Annotated in this window: 14 protein-coding genes, 2 tRNA genes and 1 other RNA gene; 3 read left to right on the top strand and 14 right to left on the bottom strand. The window is 58.1% G+C overall.

Annotated features, from left to right (window positions below):
- Window positions 1–90: 90 nt before the first annotated feature.
- The 14 genes from dnaX to QEH54_RS16130 all read right to left on the bottom strand — a co-directional run bounded on the left by dnaX (window position 91) and on the right by QEH54_RS16130 (window position 13,437).
- Window positions 91–1,239 carry a DNA polymerase III subunit gamma/tau gene (gene dnaX, locus QEH54_RS16195; protein WP_309019750.1) on the bottom strand — a complete coding sequence of 383 codons (1,149 nt, stop codon included), beginning with the start codon at window positions 1,237–1,239 and terminating at the stop codon, window positions 91–93.
- A gap of 16 nt (window positions 1,240–1,255) precedes the next feature.
- Window positions 1,256–1,354, bottom strand: an RNA gene (gene ffs / locus QEH54_RS16190) — signal recognition particle sRNA small type.
- A gap of 173 nt (window positions 1,355–1,527) precedes the next feature.
- Window positions 1,528–4,473, bottom strand: a complete 2,946-nt coding sequence (locus QEH54_RS16185) for a hypothetical protein (RefSeq protein WP_309019749.1) — start codon at window positions 4,471–4,473, stop codon at window positions 1,528–1,530.
- Window positions 4,470–5,429: a prepilin-type N-terminal cleavage/methylation domain-containing protein gene (locus tag QEH54_RS16180; protein ID WP_309019748.1), complete on the bottom strand. Its 960-nt coding sequence runs from the start codon at window positions 5,427–5,429 to the stop codon at window positions 4,470–4,472. The genes QEH54_RS16185 and QEH54_RS16180 overlap by 4 nt, the downstream gene beginning before the upstream one ends.
- Window positions 5,426–5,917 (bottom strand): type II secretion system protein, encoded by a 492-nt coding sequence (locus QEH54_RS16175; protein ID WP_309019747.1) that lies wholly within the window; start codon window positions 5,915–5,917, stop codon window positions 5,426–5,428. Before QEH54_RS16175 ends, QEH54_RS16180 begins: the two co-directional genes overlap by 4 nt.
- A complete protein-coding gene (locus tag QEH54_RS16170; protein ID WP_309019746.1) occupies window positions 5,914–6,627 on the bottom strand; it encodes a type II secretion system protein in 714 nt (237 codons plus the stop codon). The genes QEH54_RS16175 and QEH54_RS16170 overlap by 4 nt, the downstream gene beginning before the upstream one ends.
- A complete protein-coding gene (locus QEH54_RS16165) occupies window positions 6,624–7,184 on the bottom strand; it encodes a type II secretion system protein GspG (RefSeq protein WP_309019745.1) in 561 nt (186 codons plus the stop codon). The genes QEH54_RS16170 and QEH54_RS16165 overlap by 4 nt, the downstream gene beginning before the upstream one ends.
- Before the next feature lie 117 nt (window positions 7,185–7,301).
- Complete coding sequence (locus QEH54_RS16160) at window positions 7,302–8,426, bottom strand: chemotaxis response regulator protein-glutamate methylesterase (protein ID WP_309019744.1); 1,125 nt, start codon at window positions 8,424–8,426, stop codon at window positions 7,302–7,304.
- Window positions 8,427–8,519: 93 nt separating this feature from the next.
- Entirely contained in the window at window positions 8,520–9,485 is a 966-nt protein-coding gene (trpS, locus tag QEH54_RS16155) for a tryptophan--tRNA ligase (RefSeq protein WP_309019743.1), read from the bottom strand.
- Window positions 9,486–9,595: 110 nt separating this feature from the next.
- Window positions 9,596–10,267: a UDP-N-acetylglucosamine diphosphorylase gene (locus QEH54_RS16150; protein ID WP_309019742.1), complete on the bottom strand. Its 672-nt coding sequence runs from the start codon at window positions 10,265–10,267 to the stop codon at window positions 9,596–9,598.
- 79 nt (window positions 10,268–10,346) lie between these two features.
- Window positions 10,347–10,422, bottom strand: a tRNA-Gly gene (locus QEH54_RS16145).
- 37 nt (window positions 10,423–10,459) lie between these two features.
- Window positions 10,460–10,535 (bottom strand) — tRNA-Gly (locus QEH54_RS16140).
- A 125-nt stretch (window positions 10,536–10,660) separates the two neighbouring features.
- On the bottom strand, window positions 10,661–12,025 hold the full coding sequence (locus QEH54_RS16135; RefSeq protein WP_309019741.1) for a sigma-54 dependent transcriptional regulator: 1,365 nt from the start codon (window positions 12,023–12,025) through the stop codon (window positions 10,661–10,663).
- Between the two features lie 233 nt (window positions 12,026–12,258).
- On the bottom strand, window positions 12,259–13,437 hold the full coding sequence (locus QEH54_RS16130) for an ATP-binding protein (RefSeq protein ID WP_309019740.1): 1,179 nt from the start codon (window positions 13,435–13,437) through the stop codon (window positions 12,259–12,261).
- 166 nt (window positions 13,438–13,603) lie between these two features.
- Between QEH54_RS16130 and QEH54_RS16125 the strand changes: the two genes are divergently transcribed.
- The 3 genes from QEH54_RS16125 to ccsA are packed head-to-tail and all read left to right on the top strand — an operon-like array spanning window position 13,604 to window position 17,767.
- Entirely contained in the window at window positions 13,604–14,674 is a 1,071-nt protein-coding gene (locus QEH54_RS16125; protein ID WP_309019739.1) for a hypothetical protein, read from the top strand.
- 34 nt (window positions 14,675–14,708) lie between these two features.
- On the top strand, window positions 14,709–15,878 hold the full coding sequence (locus QEH54_RS16120) for a cytochrome c biogenesis protein ResB (RefSeq protein ID WP_309019738.1): 1,170 nt from the start codon (window positions 14,709–14,711) through the stop codon (window positions 15,876–15,878).
- Window positions 15,875–17,767 carry a cytochrome c biogenesis protein CcsA gene (gene ccsA / locus QEH54_RS16115; RefSeq protein WP_309019737.1) on the top strand — a complete coding sequence of 631 codons (1,893 nt, stop codon included), beginning with the start codon at window positions 15,875–15,877 and terminating at the stop codon, window positions 17,765–17,767. Before QEH54_RS16120 ends, ccsA begins: the two co-directional genes overlap by 4 nt.
- The last annotated feature ends 196 nt before the right edge of the window (window positions 17,768–17,963 follow it).

Here is a 17,963-nt window from a genome sequence, read left to right as displayed (position 1 = left end):
GGGGACTGCCCGGCGGAGGGGCTACCGGATCCGGACGAGCAGGAGCGGCTTTGATGGAATTCGCAGTGTAGGGAATCCGTTCAGGGACGCTCAGCCGTTTTTTTTTTCGTCAGCGGTTTCCGGAAGGTTCTCCGCTAGGGACGAAAGTTCGCGAATCAAACTGTCGATGGCCCGGGCTCGGCATTCCTCGGAGGCCTTCAACAACGCGACCTCGAAGTTGACCTTTTCGGTGAGGCCAAACTTCAAACCGGATTCGCTCTGCCGCAGGCTATCGAGCAAACGGGTGAGCGATTCGGTGCTCAGCGGGGTGCCGAGACTATCGGTCTGCCCTCCTCCGCGCACCGCTTCGATCAAGGCGTGGCGCACCCGGGCCTGCAGGTCCACCAGTGCGCGGTAGAAATCCTGTCCAGAGGCGTCGAACTGGTCGCTCAATTCCAGCACGCGCGGGTGGTCACCCGTGGCGATGGCGATGGCGAGGGCGTCAATGTCGTCCGCGCTGACCAGACCGTAGACCTGAAGCACGTCCGCTTCGGTGATCTTCTTCCCGCAGAAGGCGATCAGCTGGTCGAGGATGGACTGCGAATCGCGCATCCCTCCGTCTGCCAGCCGAGCGACGGCGCTCAGGGCCGCGTCGTCGGCCTCAATGCCCTCCGCCTTAGCGATGAAGGCGAGGCGCTCCTGGATGAGCTTTTCCGGAATTGGCTTGAGGTCGAAGCGCTGGCAACGCGACACGATGGTCGGCAGGACCTTGTGCGCCTCTGTGGTGGCGAAAACGAACTTCACGTGGGCCGGCGGCTCTTCGAGGATCTTCAGCAGCGCGTTGAAGGCTCCGGTGGAAAGCATGTGCACCTCGTCGATGATGTAGACCTTGAACTTGCCTTGGCTCGGGGCGTATTGGGCGTCCTCGCGCAGAGCCCTCACCTGCTCCACCCCGTTGTTGGATGCCCCGTCGATCTCCAGCACATCCATGCAGCTGCCGTTCATGATCGCCTTGCAGATCTCGGAGTCTTCAGGCGGATCGACCAACGGGCCGCCTTCGCAATTGAGGCATTTGGCGAAGATGCGGGCGGTGGTGGTCTTGCCGGTCCCGCGCGGTCCTACGAAGAGGTAGGCGTGAGCGATGCGATTCTGCTCGATAGCGTTCTTCAGGGTCCGCACCACGTGCTCCTGTCCGACCACGTCGTCGAACTTCTGCGGGCGCCACTTGCGGGCAATTACCTGATAGCCTTCGCTGCTCATGTCTTGGGAAAAAAAAGGTGGCCAGGCACCCTACGGCGCATGTGGAGCGTGACTACCGTTGCTACCTTCCGGTCCTGGCGGGATTCGCCCGTCCATCATCGCATAGGACCTGGCCAACGCGGAGGCTCGACGGTCTTCACCGACGTTTCAACCCCTTTTTTGCAAAAATGAAAACTCCCTGGGGGAGAGAGGCTTGCGAATCGCGAGTCGCCGAGCGGGTACGACCTGCCGCGCTCTAGTTCACTCTGAAACGGAGCAGGCGCGCCCGGCCTGGAGCATGCGGATTGGCTACAGGTCCGCCGGATCCATCCATCGAAAGGCGATCACCTCGAACTTTCGACCGAACTCGCCGGCGTCGGACGAAGTCGCGCTCATGGTGTCTGATGGATTGGAGTCTGTTTCATGTTTTTCCACCGTCCTTCTCACCACCGCTTCGCAGTAGGCCCTCGCCCAGACGTCACTCGGATCGGCGGGATCCACCGCATCCCCATAGGCCCGAATCAAAAATGTTTCGCTCCGAGCCGATAGATAAGGCGCCAATGCGTTCATGATGGTGGATTGAGTGAGTATGCCGCGAGGTTCCTCTCCATCCGGTACTGGGTCGTTGATCGATGTTTCAGCGATCGCGCTTTCGAGGATCGCCGAATCTAGAAAATCCTCGATAGACCTGAACGGCCTACCACCTTCTGCCACGAAGTGTTGTCGTATTTCGGATACAATGTTATGAGCAAGATCCACAATTTCCCCATCGTCTAGTGGAATGATTCCTCTACGAAGCTTCACGATTCTGTCGGCAAAAGGGGAATCGTAGGAACCTGAATAAACCTCTTGTGAAGCTTGCGGAAAATTGAAAAACAGGAACTTGCCGCTTGTATCTAACATACCAATACCCTCGTCCTCCTCTTCGACGATCGGCGCCACATATTGCCAGTTATCCATCGCGACTGCTCTCAATATCGCCGCCCAAGCATTCTTCGAGGTAGAGTTCACGTTGAATTGCCCGTGTACTTTGAGGTACTGAGCGCTCCTGATGGATTGCAGGTCGCTGACGGTCGGAGTTCCTTCGATTCGCAGATGCGCATTCGGTAGAATGAGATTGTTTAGAGCATTCAGACCGGTGCGAGGAACCGTGGAGAAAAAACTCGTATCAAAAAGAGGGTTGAGTATCGAAGAGACTTTTCCTGGCTGACCTTCATAGCTGCCTCCGAATTGGTTGAGCATTGCGACAGAAGTGAGTTCTTGTCGCGGTATCTCAGCGTATGGAATATCGTAAGACCAATCATCAGATGAAGCAGACACTGGCCTTCTGCCGAGGAGCGTGATTGAGCCATCTACGATCTGAGAATTCAACGCATCCTCTGAAATCACTTCGCTGGTGAAACTCGACGCAATGTCCGCGAACTCGTATTCAGTTTTTTGTACATTGAAAGAATCCGAACTTAAAACCTCGTCACTCAATGACCACGTAAATGCAAAGGTTGCGTCCGATTCGATACCTAGGTCAACCGTTTCTTCGCTGGCACGAAAAAGTAAATCTTCACCTGACAAACGGTAAGTAGCCAATCGTATAAAGGATCCGTCTCGATCGATCTCGAGAACAACGTCGAGAGACGCAGGAACGACTGTGGTCGGGTCAGCAGGATCTACGAAACTAAAATCAAGTTGGACAGTCTCGCTTTCCGACTCTCGAAAGATTCTTGGTTGCAACCCCTCAGCAATAGAGGCGTGGTTGAATCGATCAAGCTCATGTACGTCGCTTGAAGGTTGAACTGCGCTGATCCCGGAGAACAACGCGATCTCTCCGGGTCTCCAAACCGATTTACTCAGCTCGTATATTGGTCTCGAGACCTGGCTTTCATCCTCCAGGTTAAGTAGAAATTCACGTGTATCACTAGGCCCTCTCAGGGTTCCTGCGATAGACGGCAGTTTTTCGATCCTAACCCTGATATTGCCATCTTGAATCAATGTGGCAGAGTAAGGATTCCATAGCTCGGTTGCCAAGTTGTATCCCAGAACCAACTCTCCAACATTACCTTGGAATCGTAGCCAAAACCCTACCCGCAGATTGAAGTCGGTGAGAATGGGATGAAAAAAGAGAGTATCTGATTCACTGTCACTTGGACTGATCTCGTAGGCCAAGGCCAAGCCATTCGAGGCGCTTGCGGTAGGCTCTATTAGAAACGACAAATTACTGAATCGTTGTAGCTCTGTTCCATCCCATAGCTCCTCTCCTTCAGATTCCCCAATATCAACTCCAGGTGTCAGATCCTTTTTCAAACCGCCCTCGGCGGTGTTGCAGAGGATGCCGATAGAGAGGGGCGTGTAGTCATGAAAACGCCTTTGGACGTCGTCTTCGGTGAGGTCGTTTAAGAAAAAGTACGGATCGTCATTGGCGCTGCCAAACCGATGGCGAAACTGGAAGTCGTTCACATATTGATCGATTCGAATCGGGTTCGTGTCGTCATACGACACGGTTCCATCGTCTGCGACGACGGGCACGGGGTTTGTATCGACTGTGTCGTGACGAGGATTAGACGCGGTCATTTGCCGCAGGCGTAGCTTCTCGCTGTCCTTGTAGTGTTCCACTTGGCCGCTCTTGTCGTACAAGGCGTAGCTGGCTTTGACGCCGAGGTCGCCGACCCAGTAGGCGGTGTGGCCAATGGCTCTTTCCTCTTGCGCAGGGTAGCCTAGCACGCCCTTTGCCTTGATCGGAGCCTTCGGGACTCTGACATCATGCCTGGCTTGATCCGAGTCGTTGGCCGGCTTCGCTGAGCCTCTAGCCACGAGCGTGACAGGATCCGGTATTTCTTTCAGCGGATCCGGTTCCAAGGATTGACCGAAAGGCCTAGACACCAACCATCGCGGCCCGCCGGTTACGTTGGATACGCCAGTCCAGAAGGGTTGATAAACGCCCGAGGTGGCAGGATCGCTCGGCGCATTGAAATCCTCATCCCTTGGCGAACGATAAGCGTCCGCGGTGAACGTCACCGTGGTATCCTGCCCGGCATGTCGCTGAAGCTCGCCCAAGGCCATTTCGAAGGATGCTCGGGCGTGGTCGCGGGCGAGCTGCATGCGTTGATCGTATTGGGCCGAAGCGCGCTGTAGTTGCGACACGGCGACGAGCGAGGCCCCCAGTAGAAACACCAATCCGGCGAGAGCCGCCACCAATACGATGGCAAATCCTTTTCGCTGACGCAACGAAACCGTCGGCTTTCCTGTCTCGATCCGTTTCATTGCTCCGATTGAGTTCCCGCTACGCTCACCGTCCTTCGGTAGACTCGGCTGTGACTCGACACGATGGCTTCGTAGTCGGACTGCCCTGCTCCATTTTCTAGCTCTCTCAGGAGATCCGCTCCATTTTGGGTGAGCACTCGAACGAACACTTCGACGACATCAGGATAACGGTTCTCACTCGTCACGTTGCGGCGTGCTCGGCCCCGATGCGTTCGATCCGCATCGGACAGTCGCGAATTCTCGTCAGCAGGGAAGACGAGCCGCATCCCGAACGGAGCATCTTCCGTCCGAGCTCCGGCTTCGTACACATAGAGGCGTACCCCGAAATCCACTACGTTTTCCAGAAACGCGTTGTCGATGGTGGGAAACTTGATGTTCGGAGCGAGATCGTATGACGTTCTCGAAATCGAGCCATCCACGTAGTCGCCCTTGGTGATATCCCAGCCCGCAGCCAACGTGTGATCCTGTCTGACCACGCTTCGGTTGAGCACATAGCGATCGGTCGAGGAATCGGTGAAGCCTGGCCTCCGAATGATGCGATAGGAAACGGCGTTCACGCTCGGCTGGCAGGAAAAGAAGCGCAGCCAAGCGCCGGCCCAGCCGTAGTTGTGGTTCGAGAGATGCACGTCGAGCGTTTCCGGCCGGCTGGCGCTGCCGATCTTCCAGAGGCGATCGTTCAAGGGGATGGCTGAGATATCCTCCTTGGACAGCATGTCGACAGCGAACATCACATCGCCACTCGCTTTCTCCAGCATGATCGCTGACTCCAGATCGCGGGCGATCTGATCCAGAGCGAGGTTGGCATCGAGTTCGGCATCGATTTGCCCGCTGGCGTTTTTCCAAATGCCGGCTAGGCTCGAGCCAAAACTGAAAACGAAAGCCGCGATCACCACTGAGATCGCCATCGCGACGATCAGCTCGATCAGCGTAAATCCGTTTCTAGAGAAATTCGTCATAACTTTCTGAATACGGTCGTGAAGAAAAGCTGGTTCCGATCCGGATTTTCTCCGTTCCAAGGCCACACGAACTCGTAAGTCATCACCCGATAGGCGTCCTCATCCGCATAGCGATAGCCAGCAGGCTCGGAGACCGATATGCGATAGAATTGGTCGTTCTCCTCGCTGAGCGTTCCGTGCTCGATGTACTCGAGGTCTTCGCTCGCGAAAATGACGAACGGTCCGCTTTGCAGGAAGGATTCCTCGAAAACGCCTGAGGTCAGGTCCCGATCCGCTTTGAGGGCCAGATCGATACGGTTTTTCAGTTCGGTGGCATTGCCGATGGTCATCTGGTCCTTGTTGCGACTAATCGCCATAGTCGCGAGACCAAGAGCTGGGATGGCGATGACAGCCAACATAGCAAGGGTCACCACGACTTCCAATAGGGTGAAAGCGCTTCGTTTCCACGCAGCGCGTCTGTCGACGAAAGGATGGCGATGCCGGGTCATTCCATCTCCTCCAATTCCGTCAGTTCGTTTTGGATACTGGCGCCCGATAGCTTGAAGGAAATCGCGATCAACCGCTCCGGCGTGCGAAAAGCGATCTTATCAGCGTCCCATCCCGCGTTGGCGAGCACGATGCGATTTGCGGGTTGGTGGTCGCCACCGCCCCATTGGGCCGGCGACACCCTGCCGTTCGGGGCGAACTGATAGACGATCCAATCCTGGCCCTGCCCCTCCGGCACCGCCGCTTTCAGGGGATAGTCGTATTTGAACACTGCCGAATTTTCCGCTTCGTTCTGATCGATGCGGTACCAGCTGCGCCGCTCTTGAGAAGTCCAATCTTCGGAGAACGAAACAGCATCTCCGCTCCACGGCACGACGAAGACGCCTTGCGGAAGCATGGTCCCGCGCTCGACGGCTCTCCAGCGATCCTTCCCTGCGTTCGGATCCTCAACCACCACCCCGATCTGTCGCAGGCAGCTTTGGCGGTCGCTGGGGTCGTAGTTGATGATCAGGCGAGAATGCACGCCGTTGGTGATGGCTTGGGTTCGAGCGACGCGAATCATGGCGTGCATGCTTCTTGCCGCTTTATTGAGTGCTCGACGATCCTCGCCTCTTCCTAGCGAATACAAACCCGCGCCGGAGATGATCGCGATGATCCCCAAGGCAACGAGCACCTCGAACAAAGTGAATCCCGTTTTAGCAAGTCCTCTCATTCCGCGACGATATCATCCCCCTCTCCGGAATCGTCGGACCCGTCGGGACCGAACGAATACAGCTTGTAGCCAAACATCAGCCAGCCAGCGTCCTTTGGGCGATAGTCGTACGCGTAGGCATGCCCCCAGGGATCAACCAGCTCGTTGTCCACCGCGTCCTCCATGGGGTATCCGTCCTCTGGATTCGAAAGCGTGAGCAAGCCATGGTTGAGCATCGAGGGCACATCGTCCACCACCGCGTGAGACGGGCCGATCTTGCCGCTTAAGGCGTTGAGCAGATAGCTGTTGTTGGAGGTGACTGGATCTGGAAAGACCGCTCCGCCGTCGATGTCGGGAATCCTAGGATAGTCGCCGAATCTGCCTCGATACTGCTCGAGCCCTACTTGGATGACGTGCAGATCCGCGTTGGCCCGCTTGATCTTCGAATCCACCCGCGTCTGCGAAAACGCCACTACCAGCAGCGAGGTGAGGATGCCCACCACCGCCATCACCAGTACTAGCTCGATCACAGTGAGGGCAGCTCTCTCTCGACTCAGGGAAATGTCAGTACGCAACATGGGACAGTAGCTAATATCACCTCCGTGGCTCTTTGTAACCCCGTAGTTGAGCAAAACGCCCTGGGGCAGGATCGCGATCCGGGAGCGAGGGACCAGAGCGCGAGCTCCGCTTGCCCCCTACTCTCCGCGCAGCTTCGCCAGCACGCGGGGAGCGATCTTCTGAAGCGGCAAGGTCTCGTGGGTCCCGCCGTGCTTGATCGCCTCGTTGGGCATGCCGAAAACGACGCAGGTGTCGCGGTCCTGGGCGATGTTGTAGGCTCCTGCCGCCTTCATTTCCGCCATGCATGCAGCCCCGTCGTCGCCCATGCCTGTGAGGATCACGCCGATGGCGTTGCGGCCCGCGCTGGCGGCCACCGAGCGAAAGAGCACGTCGACGGATGGCCTGTGACGGCTGACCAGCGGTCCCTCGCGCACGTCGACGGTGTAGCGATTTCCCGCTCGACGCAGCATCATATGGTAGCTGCCCGGGGCGATCAGGGCCAAGCCCGGCTCCACCACATCGCCATTTTTGGCCTCCTGCACGCGAATGGCGCAGGTTTCGTTCAAACGTCGAGCGAAAGAGGCGGTGAAGTGTTCCGGCATATGCTGAACGATCACGATGCCGGGACAGTCGGTCGGCATGCCTTCCAAAAACGTTTTAATCGCGTCGGTACCGCCGGTGGAAGCGCCGACGGCGATGATCTTCTGGGTGGCAGGGATTCCCGCGATGCTGGTCGGGCTCGGGCGGGCGAGCACCTCGTCAGGAGAAAGCTTGGCTTTGGGCTCGAAGGCCGGCGCAGGATCGGATTTCGCTGCTCGGCTGCTCACCAGGGAACCGGAGCGCGAACGGAATCGAGCGACCGAGGCGGAGCGTATCACGTCGTGGATGCGCATTTCCAGCTCCTGCATGTCTCGCTTGGTGGCGATGCGCGGCTTGGCGATGATTTCCACCGCTCCGTGCTCCAGGCATTCGAAGGAAATCTTGGAGCCTTCTTCGGTGAGGCTCGAGCACATGACGACCGGCAGCGGATGCTGCACCATGAGTTTCTTCAGAAAGGTGATGCCATCCATGCGAGGCATCTGCACATCCAGAATCATCACGTCCGGGGTGCGTCGCTTCAGCTGGGCCACCGCCTCGTAGGGATCCGAGACGGCTGCGATGACCTCCATGTTGTTGCCTCGCTTGACGATATCGCTCAGGATGCGTCGAGCGGTCGCCGAATCGTCGACGATCATCACGGAGATTTTATGTGCTTCGGCCATTTGTGTTGCAGCTCTTCTTTCACCTCATCCCAACCGGAGCGAATCTCAAGCCAGCCAGTGGTGAATGGAATGTAAAAAACGTTTTTCCAGTCCCTACTCCAAGCCGCAGGCGATCCGAGCCCGTTTGTTGACGACCGAAGCGATGGAGCGAGCCTTTTCCGCCCCCTTGTCCAGCACCTCCTGCACGTAGTCGAGGTTGGCCATCAGCTCCTCACGACGCTGACGTGCCTCGGCGAAATACTCCCAGTAGCATTCGAAGAGCTTCTTTTTCAGGTGCCCGTAGCCGTAGCCGCCCGCTTTGAGCGCATCCAGGGTTTCCTGGTAGGTGCTCTCGTCGGTCACGTACTTGAGGATCTGCACGGCGAAATTCTCTTCTGCGTCCGGCTTCGGCTCCTCCATGCTTCGGCTGTCCATGACGATGCTCATGATGCGTTTCTTGATGGCCTTCTGGTCGCCGAAGATGTCGACGGTATTGTTATAGCTTTTGCTCATCTTGCCGCCGTCGATCCCTGGAACCTTGGCCACGTCCCGGCGTATGCGCGGCTCCGGCACGACGAAGGTTTCGCCGTAGAGGTCGTTGAACTTGTTGGCGAGGTCGCGGGTGACTTCCACGTGCTGCTTCTGGTCCTGTCCGACCGGCACCACTTCGGCGTCGTAGATGAGAATGTCGGCCGCCATGAGCACCGGGTAGGCGAACAGGCCATGGTTTGGCGAAACGCCTTTGGCGATCTTGTCCTTGTAGCTGTGGCAGCGCTCCAGAAGGCCCATTGGGCAAACGGTCGAAAGCATCCATGAGAGTTCGACGTGTTCCGGCACGTCGGACTGCTTGAAAAGCACCGCCCGCTCCGGGTCGAGCCCACAGGCCAGGAAGTCGATGGCGACCCGCTGGGTGTATTCACGACGCAACTTCGCGTCGGTGAGCGACGTCATGGAATGGTAGTCGGCGATGAAGTAGAACGCTTCTCCTTGATCCTGAAGCTCGATGGAGGGCTTCATCATGCCGAAGTAGTTGCCTGCGTGCAGGATGCCAGAGGGTTGAATGCCGGAAAGAATTCTCATGTCGGGAAGGAAGATGATGGAAGCTGAGGGCGACGCTTCTGGAAACGAAGCAGCGGGGTTTAGAAGCAGCGCCGCAATTGTTCAAGCGAAAGCTGCGGCGAAAACGGGGCCTATCGCTCCTGGATCGAGGTTTCCGGCTTGCTGACCAGCAGCTTGTTGGGCCCTAGCGTGCCCTTGAAGGGAGTCAGCGGTCCGACAAGGGAGCGTTTGCCTAGGATGGATCCGGGGTTGAGCACCGCGTTGCAGCCGACCTCCGCTTGGTCGCCCACCAGGGCCCCAAACTTGCGCAATCCGGTGTCCACCGACTTGCCGTCGACCAGCGCCTTCACCGGCTTCTGATCCAGGCGAAGGTTGGAGAGAATGACTCCCGCTCCCAAGTGCGAACCGTTGCCCAGGACGGAGTCGCCGATGTAGCTGAAGTGCGGCGTCTGCACGTCCTCCAGCAGAAGGCAGTTCTTGTACTCGCAGGAGTTTCCCACCACCGAACCGGCGCCAATGATCACGTTTCCACGAATGTAGGCTCCCGGGCGGATCTGCGCGCCCTCCCCGATCCACGCCGGACCTTCGATGGAGCAAAAGGCCGGCAACTCAACGCTCGGATGGATGTAGACCTCTCCGGAGATGCGAACGCCGGGCGGGATCGAGCCTGGAACATTCGTTTCGAAGCCGCTGGCCAAGGCTTTCTTGATTTGCCCGATCCATTGCCAAGGGAGGGCGTCGGCGCGAAAGAAATCGGCGAAGGGGATGCTGGCGGGAAACTCGAATAGGTCGGCGGCTTTCATGCGCTCGACTGTGCGATCAAGCGCCTGTTCCTCAAGCGAATAGACGCAAAAAAGCCTCCCGTTTCAGGGAGGCGGAAAATGGAGCGGGCGAAGAGATTCGAACTCTCGACAGCCACCTTGGCAAGGTGGTGCTCTACCAACTGAGCTACGCCCGCATGCAACGATTTGACCAATCTCCCCATAACGAGGAAATGGAGCGGGCGAAGAGATTCGAACTCTCGACAGCCACCTTGGCAAGGTGGTGCTCTACCAACTGAGCTACGCCCGCTTCGTTGAAGAGGTGCGTCAGAATCCATTTCGAAACAGCCAAGTCAACAGAAAATTGAGCAAAATCGTCTTTCATCGGCCGTATCCAGAATGCTGGCGCGAGCCGCCATCGGGACGAGGCGCTTCCTATCGGTCCAGCACGTCGAGTTCGGGCCACTGCTGCAGCTTGCGATGCAGGGTGCGCCGGCTGATTCCCAGCAATGCAGCCGCTCGAGTGCGGTTTCCTTTGGCGTCGGCGAGCGCTTCGCGCAGGAGCCGTTTCTCGTTCTCCTCCTTGTCCAACGGGGAAACCACCTTGCCCGATCCGTCGATGGACTTGCTCTCGCCGCGAAACTTCGACTCCAGGTCGTAGTCGTGCACCACGCCGCCGCGATGCAGCACCACCGCGTTTTCGGCGAAGTTGCGCAGCTCGCGGATGTTTCCCGGCCAGGAATAGCGGCGCAGGCACTGGATGGCACCCGGCTCGAACTGCGGCGGCTCCATGCCGTTTTCCTCCGCGAATTCGTTGAGGAAGTGGTTGAGCAACTGAGGCAGGTCCTCCGCTCGCTCGCGCAGCGGCGGCATGCGAATCTGCACCACGTTGAGCCGATAGTACAGGTCCTCGCGAAAGGTTCCCTCCTTGGTCATGGCCAGCAGGTCCTTGTTGGTGGCTGCGACCAGGCGGGTATCCACCTTGATGGACTTCGAGCTGCCGATGCGCTCGAAGGTGCGCTGCTCGAGGAAGCGAAGCAGCTTGACCTGTATGGTGAGATCGATCTCGCCGATTTCGTCTAGAAACAAGGTTCCGCCCTCCGCCATCTCGAAGCGTCCGATGCGTCGCTCGGTAGCCCCGGTGAAGGAGCCCTTCTCGTGCCCGAAGAGCTCGCTCTCCAGCAGATTGGCCGGTAGGGCAGCGCAGTGCACCGCCACAAAAGGCCCCTTGGCCCGCCCGCTGTTTTGGTGAATGGCCTGAGCGATCATCTCCTTGCCGGTACCGGTCTCGCCCTCGATCAGCACGCTGGCTTTCGACGGAGCGACCAGTTTCACCCGGTCGATGACCTTGATCAGCTCAGGAGAGTTTCCCACGATGCCCTCGAAGCTGAACTTGGTGTCGAGCCGCTCGTGCAGCTGTTGCACCTCCGTCTCCAGATTCTTCGACTGCAGGGCCCGCTTGATCAGGATTTCCAGCTTCTCGAGATTCACCGGCTTGGTGAGAAAGTCGTAGGCCCCTCGCTTCATGGCCTCCACCGCGGAATCGACGTCGCCGTAAGCGGTCATCATGATCACCGGCGGGCGATGAGAAAGGGCCAAGGCCTTGTCGATCACCTTCATGCCCGACTTGCCCGGCATGCGCAGATCGGTGAGCACGATATCGAACTTTTCCGACTCCATGAGGTTGAAGGCCTGCTCCGCGTCCTCCGCCAAATAAATGTCGTAGGAGTCCTCCAAAATCTGCATCAACCCCTCACGGGTATGCCGCTCGTCATCGACAATGAGAATAGATGGCACCATGCTGCATGCCTAGAATACAGGAACTTGCAGGTCAAGTGAGATGTTTTGTCTCACTTATTCATCGAAAGAATCATGCCCCGCTCCCCTCCCTTGTCGCGTAAGCCTACAACGTTGTAGTCATACACGACAAAACGAGTCGGCGGGCGGGCGCGGGTGCGTGGCGACGCGCGGGGGCGGTCCTTGCTCTATTAGAAAAGGGTTCGATACGGCAAGGTGGGGCTGGCGGCGTGGACCTAACCTTCCAGCATGCGCACCTGGCGGTTTCGTTTCGGAAACTCCAGGGTGACGACCGTGCCCACGCCTTCCTGGCTGTCGATGCCGACTAGGCCTCCGTGTTCGCGCATGATGCGCTGCACGATCATGAGGCCGAGACCGGAGCCGCCCTTTTTGGTGGTGTGGTACGGCTCGAATACCCGGGACAGCTCCGACTGCTTTATTCCGGTGCCGGAATCCCCGAACTGCAGATAGATGCGCTCCTCGTCGTCCCTGGTTTTCACCCGCAGGCATCCGCCGGGTTTCATGGCCTCCATGGCGTTCTTGATCAGGTTGAAAAAGACCTGCTTCATCTGGTTCTTGTCGGCCCGCACGATGGGCGGCGCGGACTCGACCTCCACTTCCACCGCGATGCCGCGATCGTTCAATTCGGAGCCCACGAACTGCAACACCTCCTCTAGGATGGAGTGCAGGTTCAGCACCTGGAAATCTGGCTTTTGCGGGCGGATCGCTTCCAGAAAGTTCTTGATGATGCCATCCAACCGCTCCACCTCCCCCCGGCAGACCTCTAGCGAATCCTGCATCTTCTCCGAAGTCGGGGTGGAAACATCGAGCCTGTCCAGCTGCCGCTTCAAAAGCTGCAGATGAATGGTGAGCGAGTTGAGCGGATTGCCGAGCTCATGGGCGACGCCCGCCGCCAGAAGCAGGATGGAGGCGATCTTTTCCGACTCGATGGTCTCTTCCTTGCTGATCTTCTCGCTCGTGATATCGGAAAGGATCACCACGAACTGCTTCTCCTCCGCCTCCACATCGATCGGCTCCTTGAACGGAAGAATGTAGATGCGAATGTATCGCTTTTCGGGATAGGTGATCTCCAGCTCGCGCGAGCTGATGGAGTCCTGCAGCATCTCGCCGTCAAGCATGCCAAGCGAACTCCGAAGACCGGGGATGAGCCGCCACAGGACCGCAGAACCCAACTCGCTCTCCTGCAAGCCGATCAGCCGCAAGCTGGATTCGTTGGCGTATTCGATCACGCCATCCTGGTCCACCACTAGGATCCCCTCCAGAGCGGTGTTGAAAATCGTCTCCAGGTAGTCGCGTTCGCGGGCAAGCTTCTGGGCGAGGTTGGTCAAGTTGATCGCGTCGAGCGATTCGATCCGTCCGAGAATTCTATCAAGAGAAGACGCTTTTTTTGCCATTCGCGAAAACCTTCAACGCAACCAGGCTTTCAAGGCAACCCTTCCCTTTCGAGCCGACTCGGATGCGTCCGCCTTATGCCAACCATTAGCCAGATTCATCTGGGCCGATTACGTCCGGTCCTGCTTGATTTATCCGTTTAGAGATACTTATGTCCTCAAAAATCAAATGATTGAACGCCGATTCCGTCCTGTCCTGCCAGTTCTACTGTTCGTCCTGCTCGCTTCCAGCGGTTGTCGCGAGGAAGTGCGCGTTTACGACGCTCCGAAGGAGGACGTCGACCCAGTGGGCGTATCCGGTGTGATCCCGCAAGCGCCGAGCGGCAACGTGCTTTGGCAAAAGGCCGAGCAGTGGCAGGAGCTGCCGCCGACCCCGTTTCGCAAGGGAAACTACCTTTTTCAGCAGGAGGATGGCGAACCAGTCGAAATCACCGTCTCCTCCTTTCCGGGCAGCACCGGCGGACTGCTGGCGAACGTGAATCGTTGGCTCGGCCAGGCGGAGCTGGAAACGGTTGACCAAGCGCAGCTCATCGAACTGCTGAATCAGCGCGAGCTCCCAAGCGGCGAGAGCTATGTGGTGGTCGACCTGAGCGGCGACTCCGACGATTCCCAGGCGACGCGCATCTACGCCGCTGTGCTGATGTACGGAGGGCAGAGCTGGTTCTTCAAAATGACGGGCCCGTCGCAAGCGGTCGAAAGCCAGATCCCGGCATTCGACGAGATGATGCGCGGCTTGCAACTCGACGAGCCGGAGATGGCGGCCGGGGCCGCGGAGCCCGACATGAGCGAGTCGGACCATGTCCATTTCACCGCGCCCAAGGGCTGGGTCGAATCGGAAGGATCCTCCCTTCGCATCGCCAGCTACAAGATCGAAAAGGAAGGCCTGCCTCCGGCCGATTTCGCAATCACCTCCTTCCCGGGCGACACCGGCGGTCTTACCGCCAACGTGAACCGATGGCGTCGCCAGATCGGACTGGAGCCTTGGAGTCCCGATCAGGTCACCGGGGCGATGACGACCTTCACGTCCGCCAACGGATTGAAATTCAGGAGCTTCGATTTGAAATCGAGCGCCGAGGGCCAGCGCTCGGAGGGAGACCAGCGCATCCTGGTCGCCATCCTGGAACACGGCGGCCGCTCGTGGTTCTTCAAGCTTCGGGGCGACGCATTGCTCCTAGAAACGCAGCGCAACAAATTCCGCGCCCTGCTCGAAAGCGTGACCTTCGAGCACAATCACCCGTAAGCCGCTCCGGCTGATCGCTCCCGAACATCACAACATGAAGCCGATCCTTAAGTTTCTCTCGTCGCTAGAGCTGACGATCCTCTGCCTTTCGCTATCCATCGTGCTCATCTTTTTCGGCACCTTGGACCAGGCCAACCTGGGCATCCACGGGGCTACGGAAAAGTATTTCTACTCCGTCTTCGTCTATCGCTACATCGATTCTCTGGGAATCTCCGTTCCCTACATGCCCGGGGGCTATTTGATCGGATTCGCTTTTCTGATCAACATCGTCACCGTCACCTTCACGCGTTTCACCTTCAACCGCCGCAAGCTAGGCATCTGGATGATCCACCTCGGCGTCATTCTCCTGCTGATCGGCGAATTCATTTCCAGCGTTTTTCAGGAGGAGGCCAGCATGACCATCGACGAAGGCGAGACCGCTCGCTACACCGAGAGCTTCCGCTACTCGGAGCTGGCCTTGATCGACACCACCGATCCGGAAAAGGACCGCGTCTACGCCATCCCGGAAGAGATGATGAAGCGCGAGCAGCAGATCAATGTGGAAGAGCTTCCCTTCTACGTCAGCATCGAGGAGTTCCTCCCCAATTCCGCCCTGCAGCGGCGCGGCAGCTTTCCTACCAACTCCATGAAACTGGCCAACAAAGGCATCGGCCTCTCCCACGTGGCGATCGAGATCCCCAAGACGGGCAAGACCGACGAGAGAAACATTCCCTCCGCGCTCGTGACGCTCTTCGCCAAGGCGACCGAACAGCGCGAATCCGAGGTCATCGGCACCTGGCTGGCCCGCGAATTCATGCCGCCGCAGAGCTTCAGCTACGAAGGCCGGGACTACATGATGCAGGTGCGTCGCAAGCGCGAGTACGTGCCTTACGAAATCACGCTGCTCGACTTTAGCCACGATCGGTACCTCGGGACCAACATACCCAAGAACTTTTCCAGCGACGTTCTGCTCAAGGACAATCGCACCGGACAGGAGCAGGAGTTTCTCATCTACATGAACAACCCCTTGCGCTACGACGACCTGACCTTCTATCAGCAAGGCTTCATGAACGACGACACGACTTCGATCTTGCAAGTAGTGAGAAATCCAGGACGAAGCCTGCCGTACATCTCCTGCACCGTCATAACCCTAGGCCTCATGTACCAGTTTGGGTATTCACTGATCCGGTACAGCGATAGAAGAAAGAAGAAAGCAGCCGCATGAAACGCCGCCTAGTCACCATCTTTTCCATCACTCTGCTGCTGTACACCGTCTACAGCAACTACCAGAGACAGACTCCGGACACGGAGTTCGATCTCGACCTGTTCGGCCGGACCCCCGTGGTGCTCAACGGGCGTATCCAGCCACTGGATTCAGTGGCCCGCAACTCGCTTCTCGCGATGAACGGAAAACGCACCGCCACCTACCAGGACAAGACCCGGCACCAAGCGATTGAATGGCTCTCGGAGTTGATGTTTTCCCCTCTCGACGCGGCCCAGCGCCCCGTCTTCCGCATCTACGACGATACCTTGCGCTCGATCCTCCCGGCCAAGAAAGTGGCTGAGGGCGAGCAGCGCTCGGCGATCCAGGCGATGCTCTTCGGCAAGGGCAGCAGCCAGTTCTACTACTCCTTCATGGAGCTGCGTCCGTTCTACGAAAAGATCAGCAAGGACGCCGTCGCCGCCTCGGAGATCGATTCCAAGCTTCGCACCCGCTATCAGAGCGCCGCCATCGACTTGGCGAACAACATGGTGAAGTTCAACCGATTGAGCGCCTCGATCCACCATGGGGAAATGCCCAGCTTCGTGGAGGAGCAGGAAGCGCTGAGCTCGCTAGTGCCGCTGGGCATGGAAGCTTTCGAGAACCGCGAACGAGGCGAAGCTTTCAACGAGCAGGCCCTGGCCCAAATGATGTCGTTTGGAGCGACCTACCAGCGCTTCGAATCCGACGCCTACTTCTTCACCCACCCTCAGGAAAGCGCAGGCGGGGACCTGAAATGGGAAAAGGCCGCTCACGTGCTCGCGGAAATCAGTCGCAACGGCGAGCCGAGCGAGATCTCCCGCCAGTACGCCCGCATCGTAGACGCATACCGTCAGGACGATCCTGATACGTTCAACCAGGCGGTGCAGGAGCTGCACACCGCTATCGCCGCCGTGTCACCGGAAGCGTTTGGCAAGTCGAAGGCAGAGCAGCAGTTCAACTACCTGTCCCCTTTCTACGTCTCGATGGTCGGGTACGTCATGACTTTCCTGCTGGTCATCGTTTCGTGGATACGCTGGCAGGAGCCGCTCAACCATGCCGCGTTCTGGACCACTGCGGTCGCCCTGCTCATTCATTCATCCGGCATCCTCTACCGCATCTACATCATCGGCTACGCGCCGGTGATCAACCTCTACTCCTCGGCCATCTTCGTTGGCTGGGGGGCGGTCTTCCTGGCCCTGCTGCTGGAAAAGCTCAACAAGAACGGCATCGGCAACTTCGTGGCCGCGATGGTCGGATTTTCATCGCTCATCGTGGCGCACCACCTCGGGGACGATGGCGATACCCTGGAGATGATGCGGGCCGTGCTGGACTCCAATTTCTGGCTGTCGACCCATGTGATCATCATCACTCTTGGCTACGCGTCGACCTTCCTCTCCGGTTTCCTGGCCATCGTCTTCATTCTGCTGGGGCTTTTCACCACCAAGATCGACAAGAGCGCCGAGAAGTCGCTCAAGAGCATGGTCTACGGCATCGTCTGCTTTTCCACACTGTTCAGCTTCGTGGGCACCATTCTGGGAGGCATTTGGGCCGACCAGTCCTGGGGACGCTTCTGGGGGTGGGACCCGAAGGAGAACGGAGCCATCCTGCTCGTGCTTTGGAACGCTCTGATCCTGCACGCGCGCTGGGGAGGATTCATCAAGACCAGAGGCCTGATGGCCATGGCGGTCTTCGGAAACGTGGTCACCAGCTGGTCGTGGATGGGGACCAACATGCTTGGCATCGGCCTGCACTCCTACGGTTTCATGAGCGAGGCCTTTGTCGCCCTGATCGCCTTCGTCGGCTCGCAGATGCTCTTGATCCTCATGGCCATGATTCCTCCGCGAATGTGGAAAAGCAACATCTCCGCCTAGGGAGAACATGCAAGGGGTGAGGAACCTCTTCCCGCGTACCCAAGTCTCCGATACAGGCGAGCGACCGCCTTCTAAGCTATTTTTCAGTAGCGTTCAGCATATCGTGCCTTGAATCTCGAATCGTCTTAGCTAGCGTTCGAGTCTTCTCGGGCTGCGCATGGCGCCCGCTCCGCCACGAATCGCGCCCCGCCCGACT

The sequence above is a fragment of the Pelagicoccus sp. SDUM812003 genome (genome assembly GCF_031127815.1).
Taxonomy (GTDB): Bacteria; Verrucomicrobiota; Verrucomicrobiia; order Opitutales; family Opitutaceae; genus Pelagicoccus.
This window is presented reverse-complemented; position numbering and strand designations above follow the sequence as displayed.

Bases quoted from the DNA above. Each gene is read 5' to 3' on its own strand.
- QEH54_RS16170 (WP_309019746.1), bottom strand. From the start codon at position 6,627: ATGAGAGGACTTGCTAAAACGGGATTCACTTTGTTCGAGGTGCTCGTT.
- QEH54_RS16185 (WP_309019749.1), bottom strand. From the start codon at position 4,473: ATGAAACGGATCGAGACAGGAAAGCCGACGGTTTCGTTGCGTCAGCGA.
- QEH54_RS16165 (WP_309019745.1), bottom strand. From the start codon at position 7,184: ATGTTGCGTACTGACATTTCCCTGAGTCGAGAGAGAGCTGCCCTCACT.
- trpS (WP_309019743.1), bottom strand. From the start codon at position 9,485: ATGAGAATTCTTTCCGGCATTCAACCCTCTGGCATCCTGCACGCAGGC.
- QEH54_RS16130 (WP_309019740.1), bottom strand. From the start codon at position 13,437: ATGGCAAAAAAAGCGTCTTCTCTTGATAGAATTCTCGGACGGATCGAA.
- ccsA (WP_309019737.1), top strand. From the start codon at position 15,875: ATGAAACGCCGCCTAGTCACCATCTTTTCCATCACTCTGCTGCTGTAC.
- dnaX (WP_309019750.1), bottom strand. From the start codon at position 1,239: ATGAGCAGCGAAGGCTATCAGGTAATTGCCCGCAAGTGGCGCCCGCAG.
- QEH54_RS16120 (WP_309019738.1), top strand. From the start codon at position 14,709: ATGAAGCCGATCCTTAAGTTTCTCTCGTCGCTAGAGCTGACGATCCTC.
- QEH54_RS16160 (WP_309019744.1), bottom strand. From the start codon at position 8,426: ATGGCCGAAGCACATAAAATCTCCGTGATGATCGTCGACGATTCGGCG.
- QEH54_RS16135 (WP_309019741.1), bottom strand. From the start codon at position 12,025: ATGGTGCCATCTATTCTCATTGTCGATGACGAGCGGCATACCCGTGAG.
- QEH54_RS16180 (WP_309019748.1), bottom strand. From the start codon at position 5,429: ATGACGAATTTCTCTAGAAACGGATTTACGCTGATCGAGCTGATCGTC.
- QEH54_RS16125 (WP_309019739.1), top strand. From the start codon at position 13,604: ATGATTGAACGCCGATTCCGTCCTGTCCTGCCAGTTCTACTGTTCGTC.
- QEH54_RS16150 (WP_309019742.1), bottom strand. From the start codon at position 10,267: ATGAAAGCCGCCGACCTATTCGAGTTTCCCGCCAGCATCCCCTTCGCC.
- QEH54_RS16175 (WP_309019747.1), bottom strand. From the start codon at position 5,917: ATGACCCGGCATCGCCATCCTTTCGTCGACAGACGCGCTGCGTGGAAA.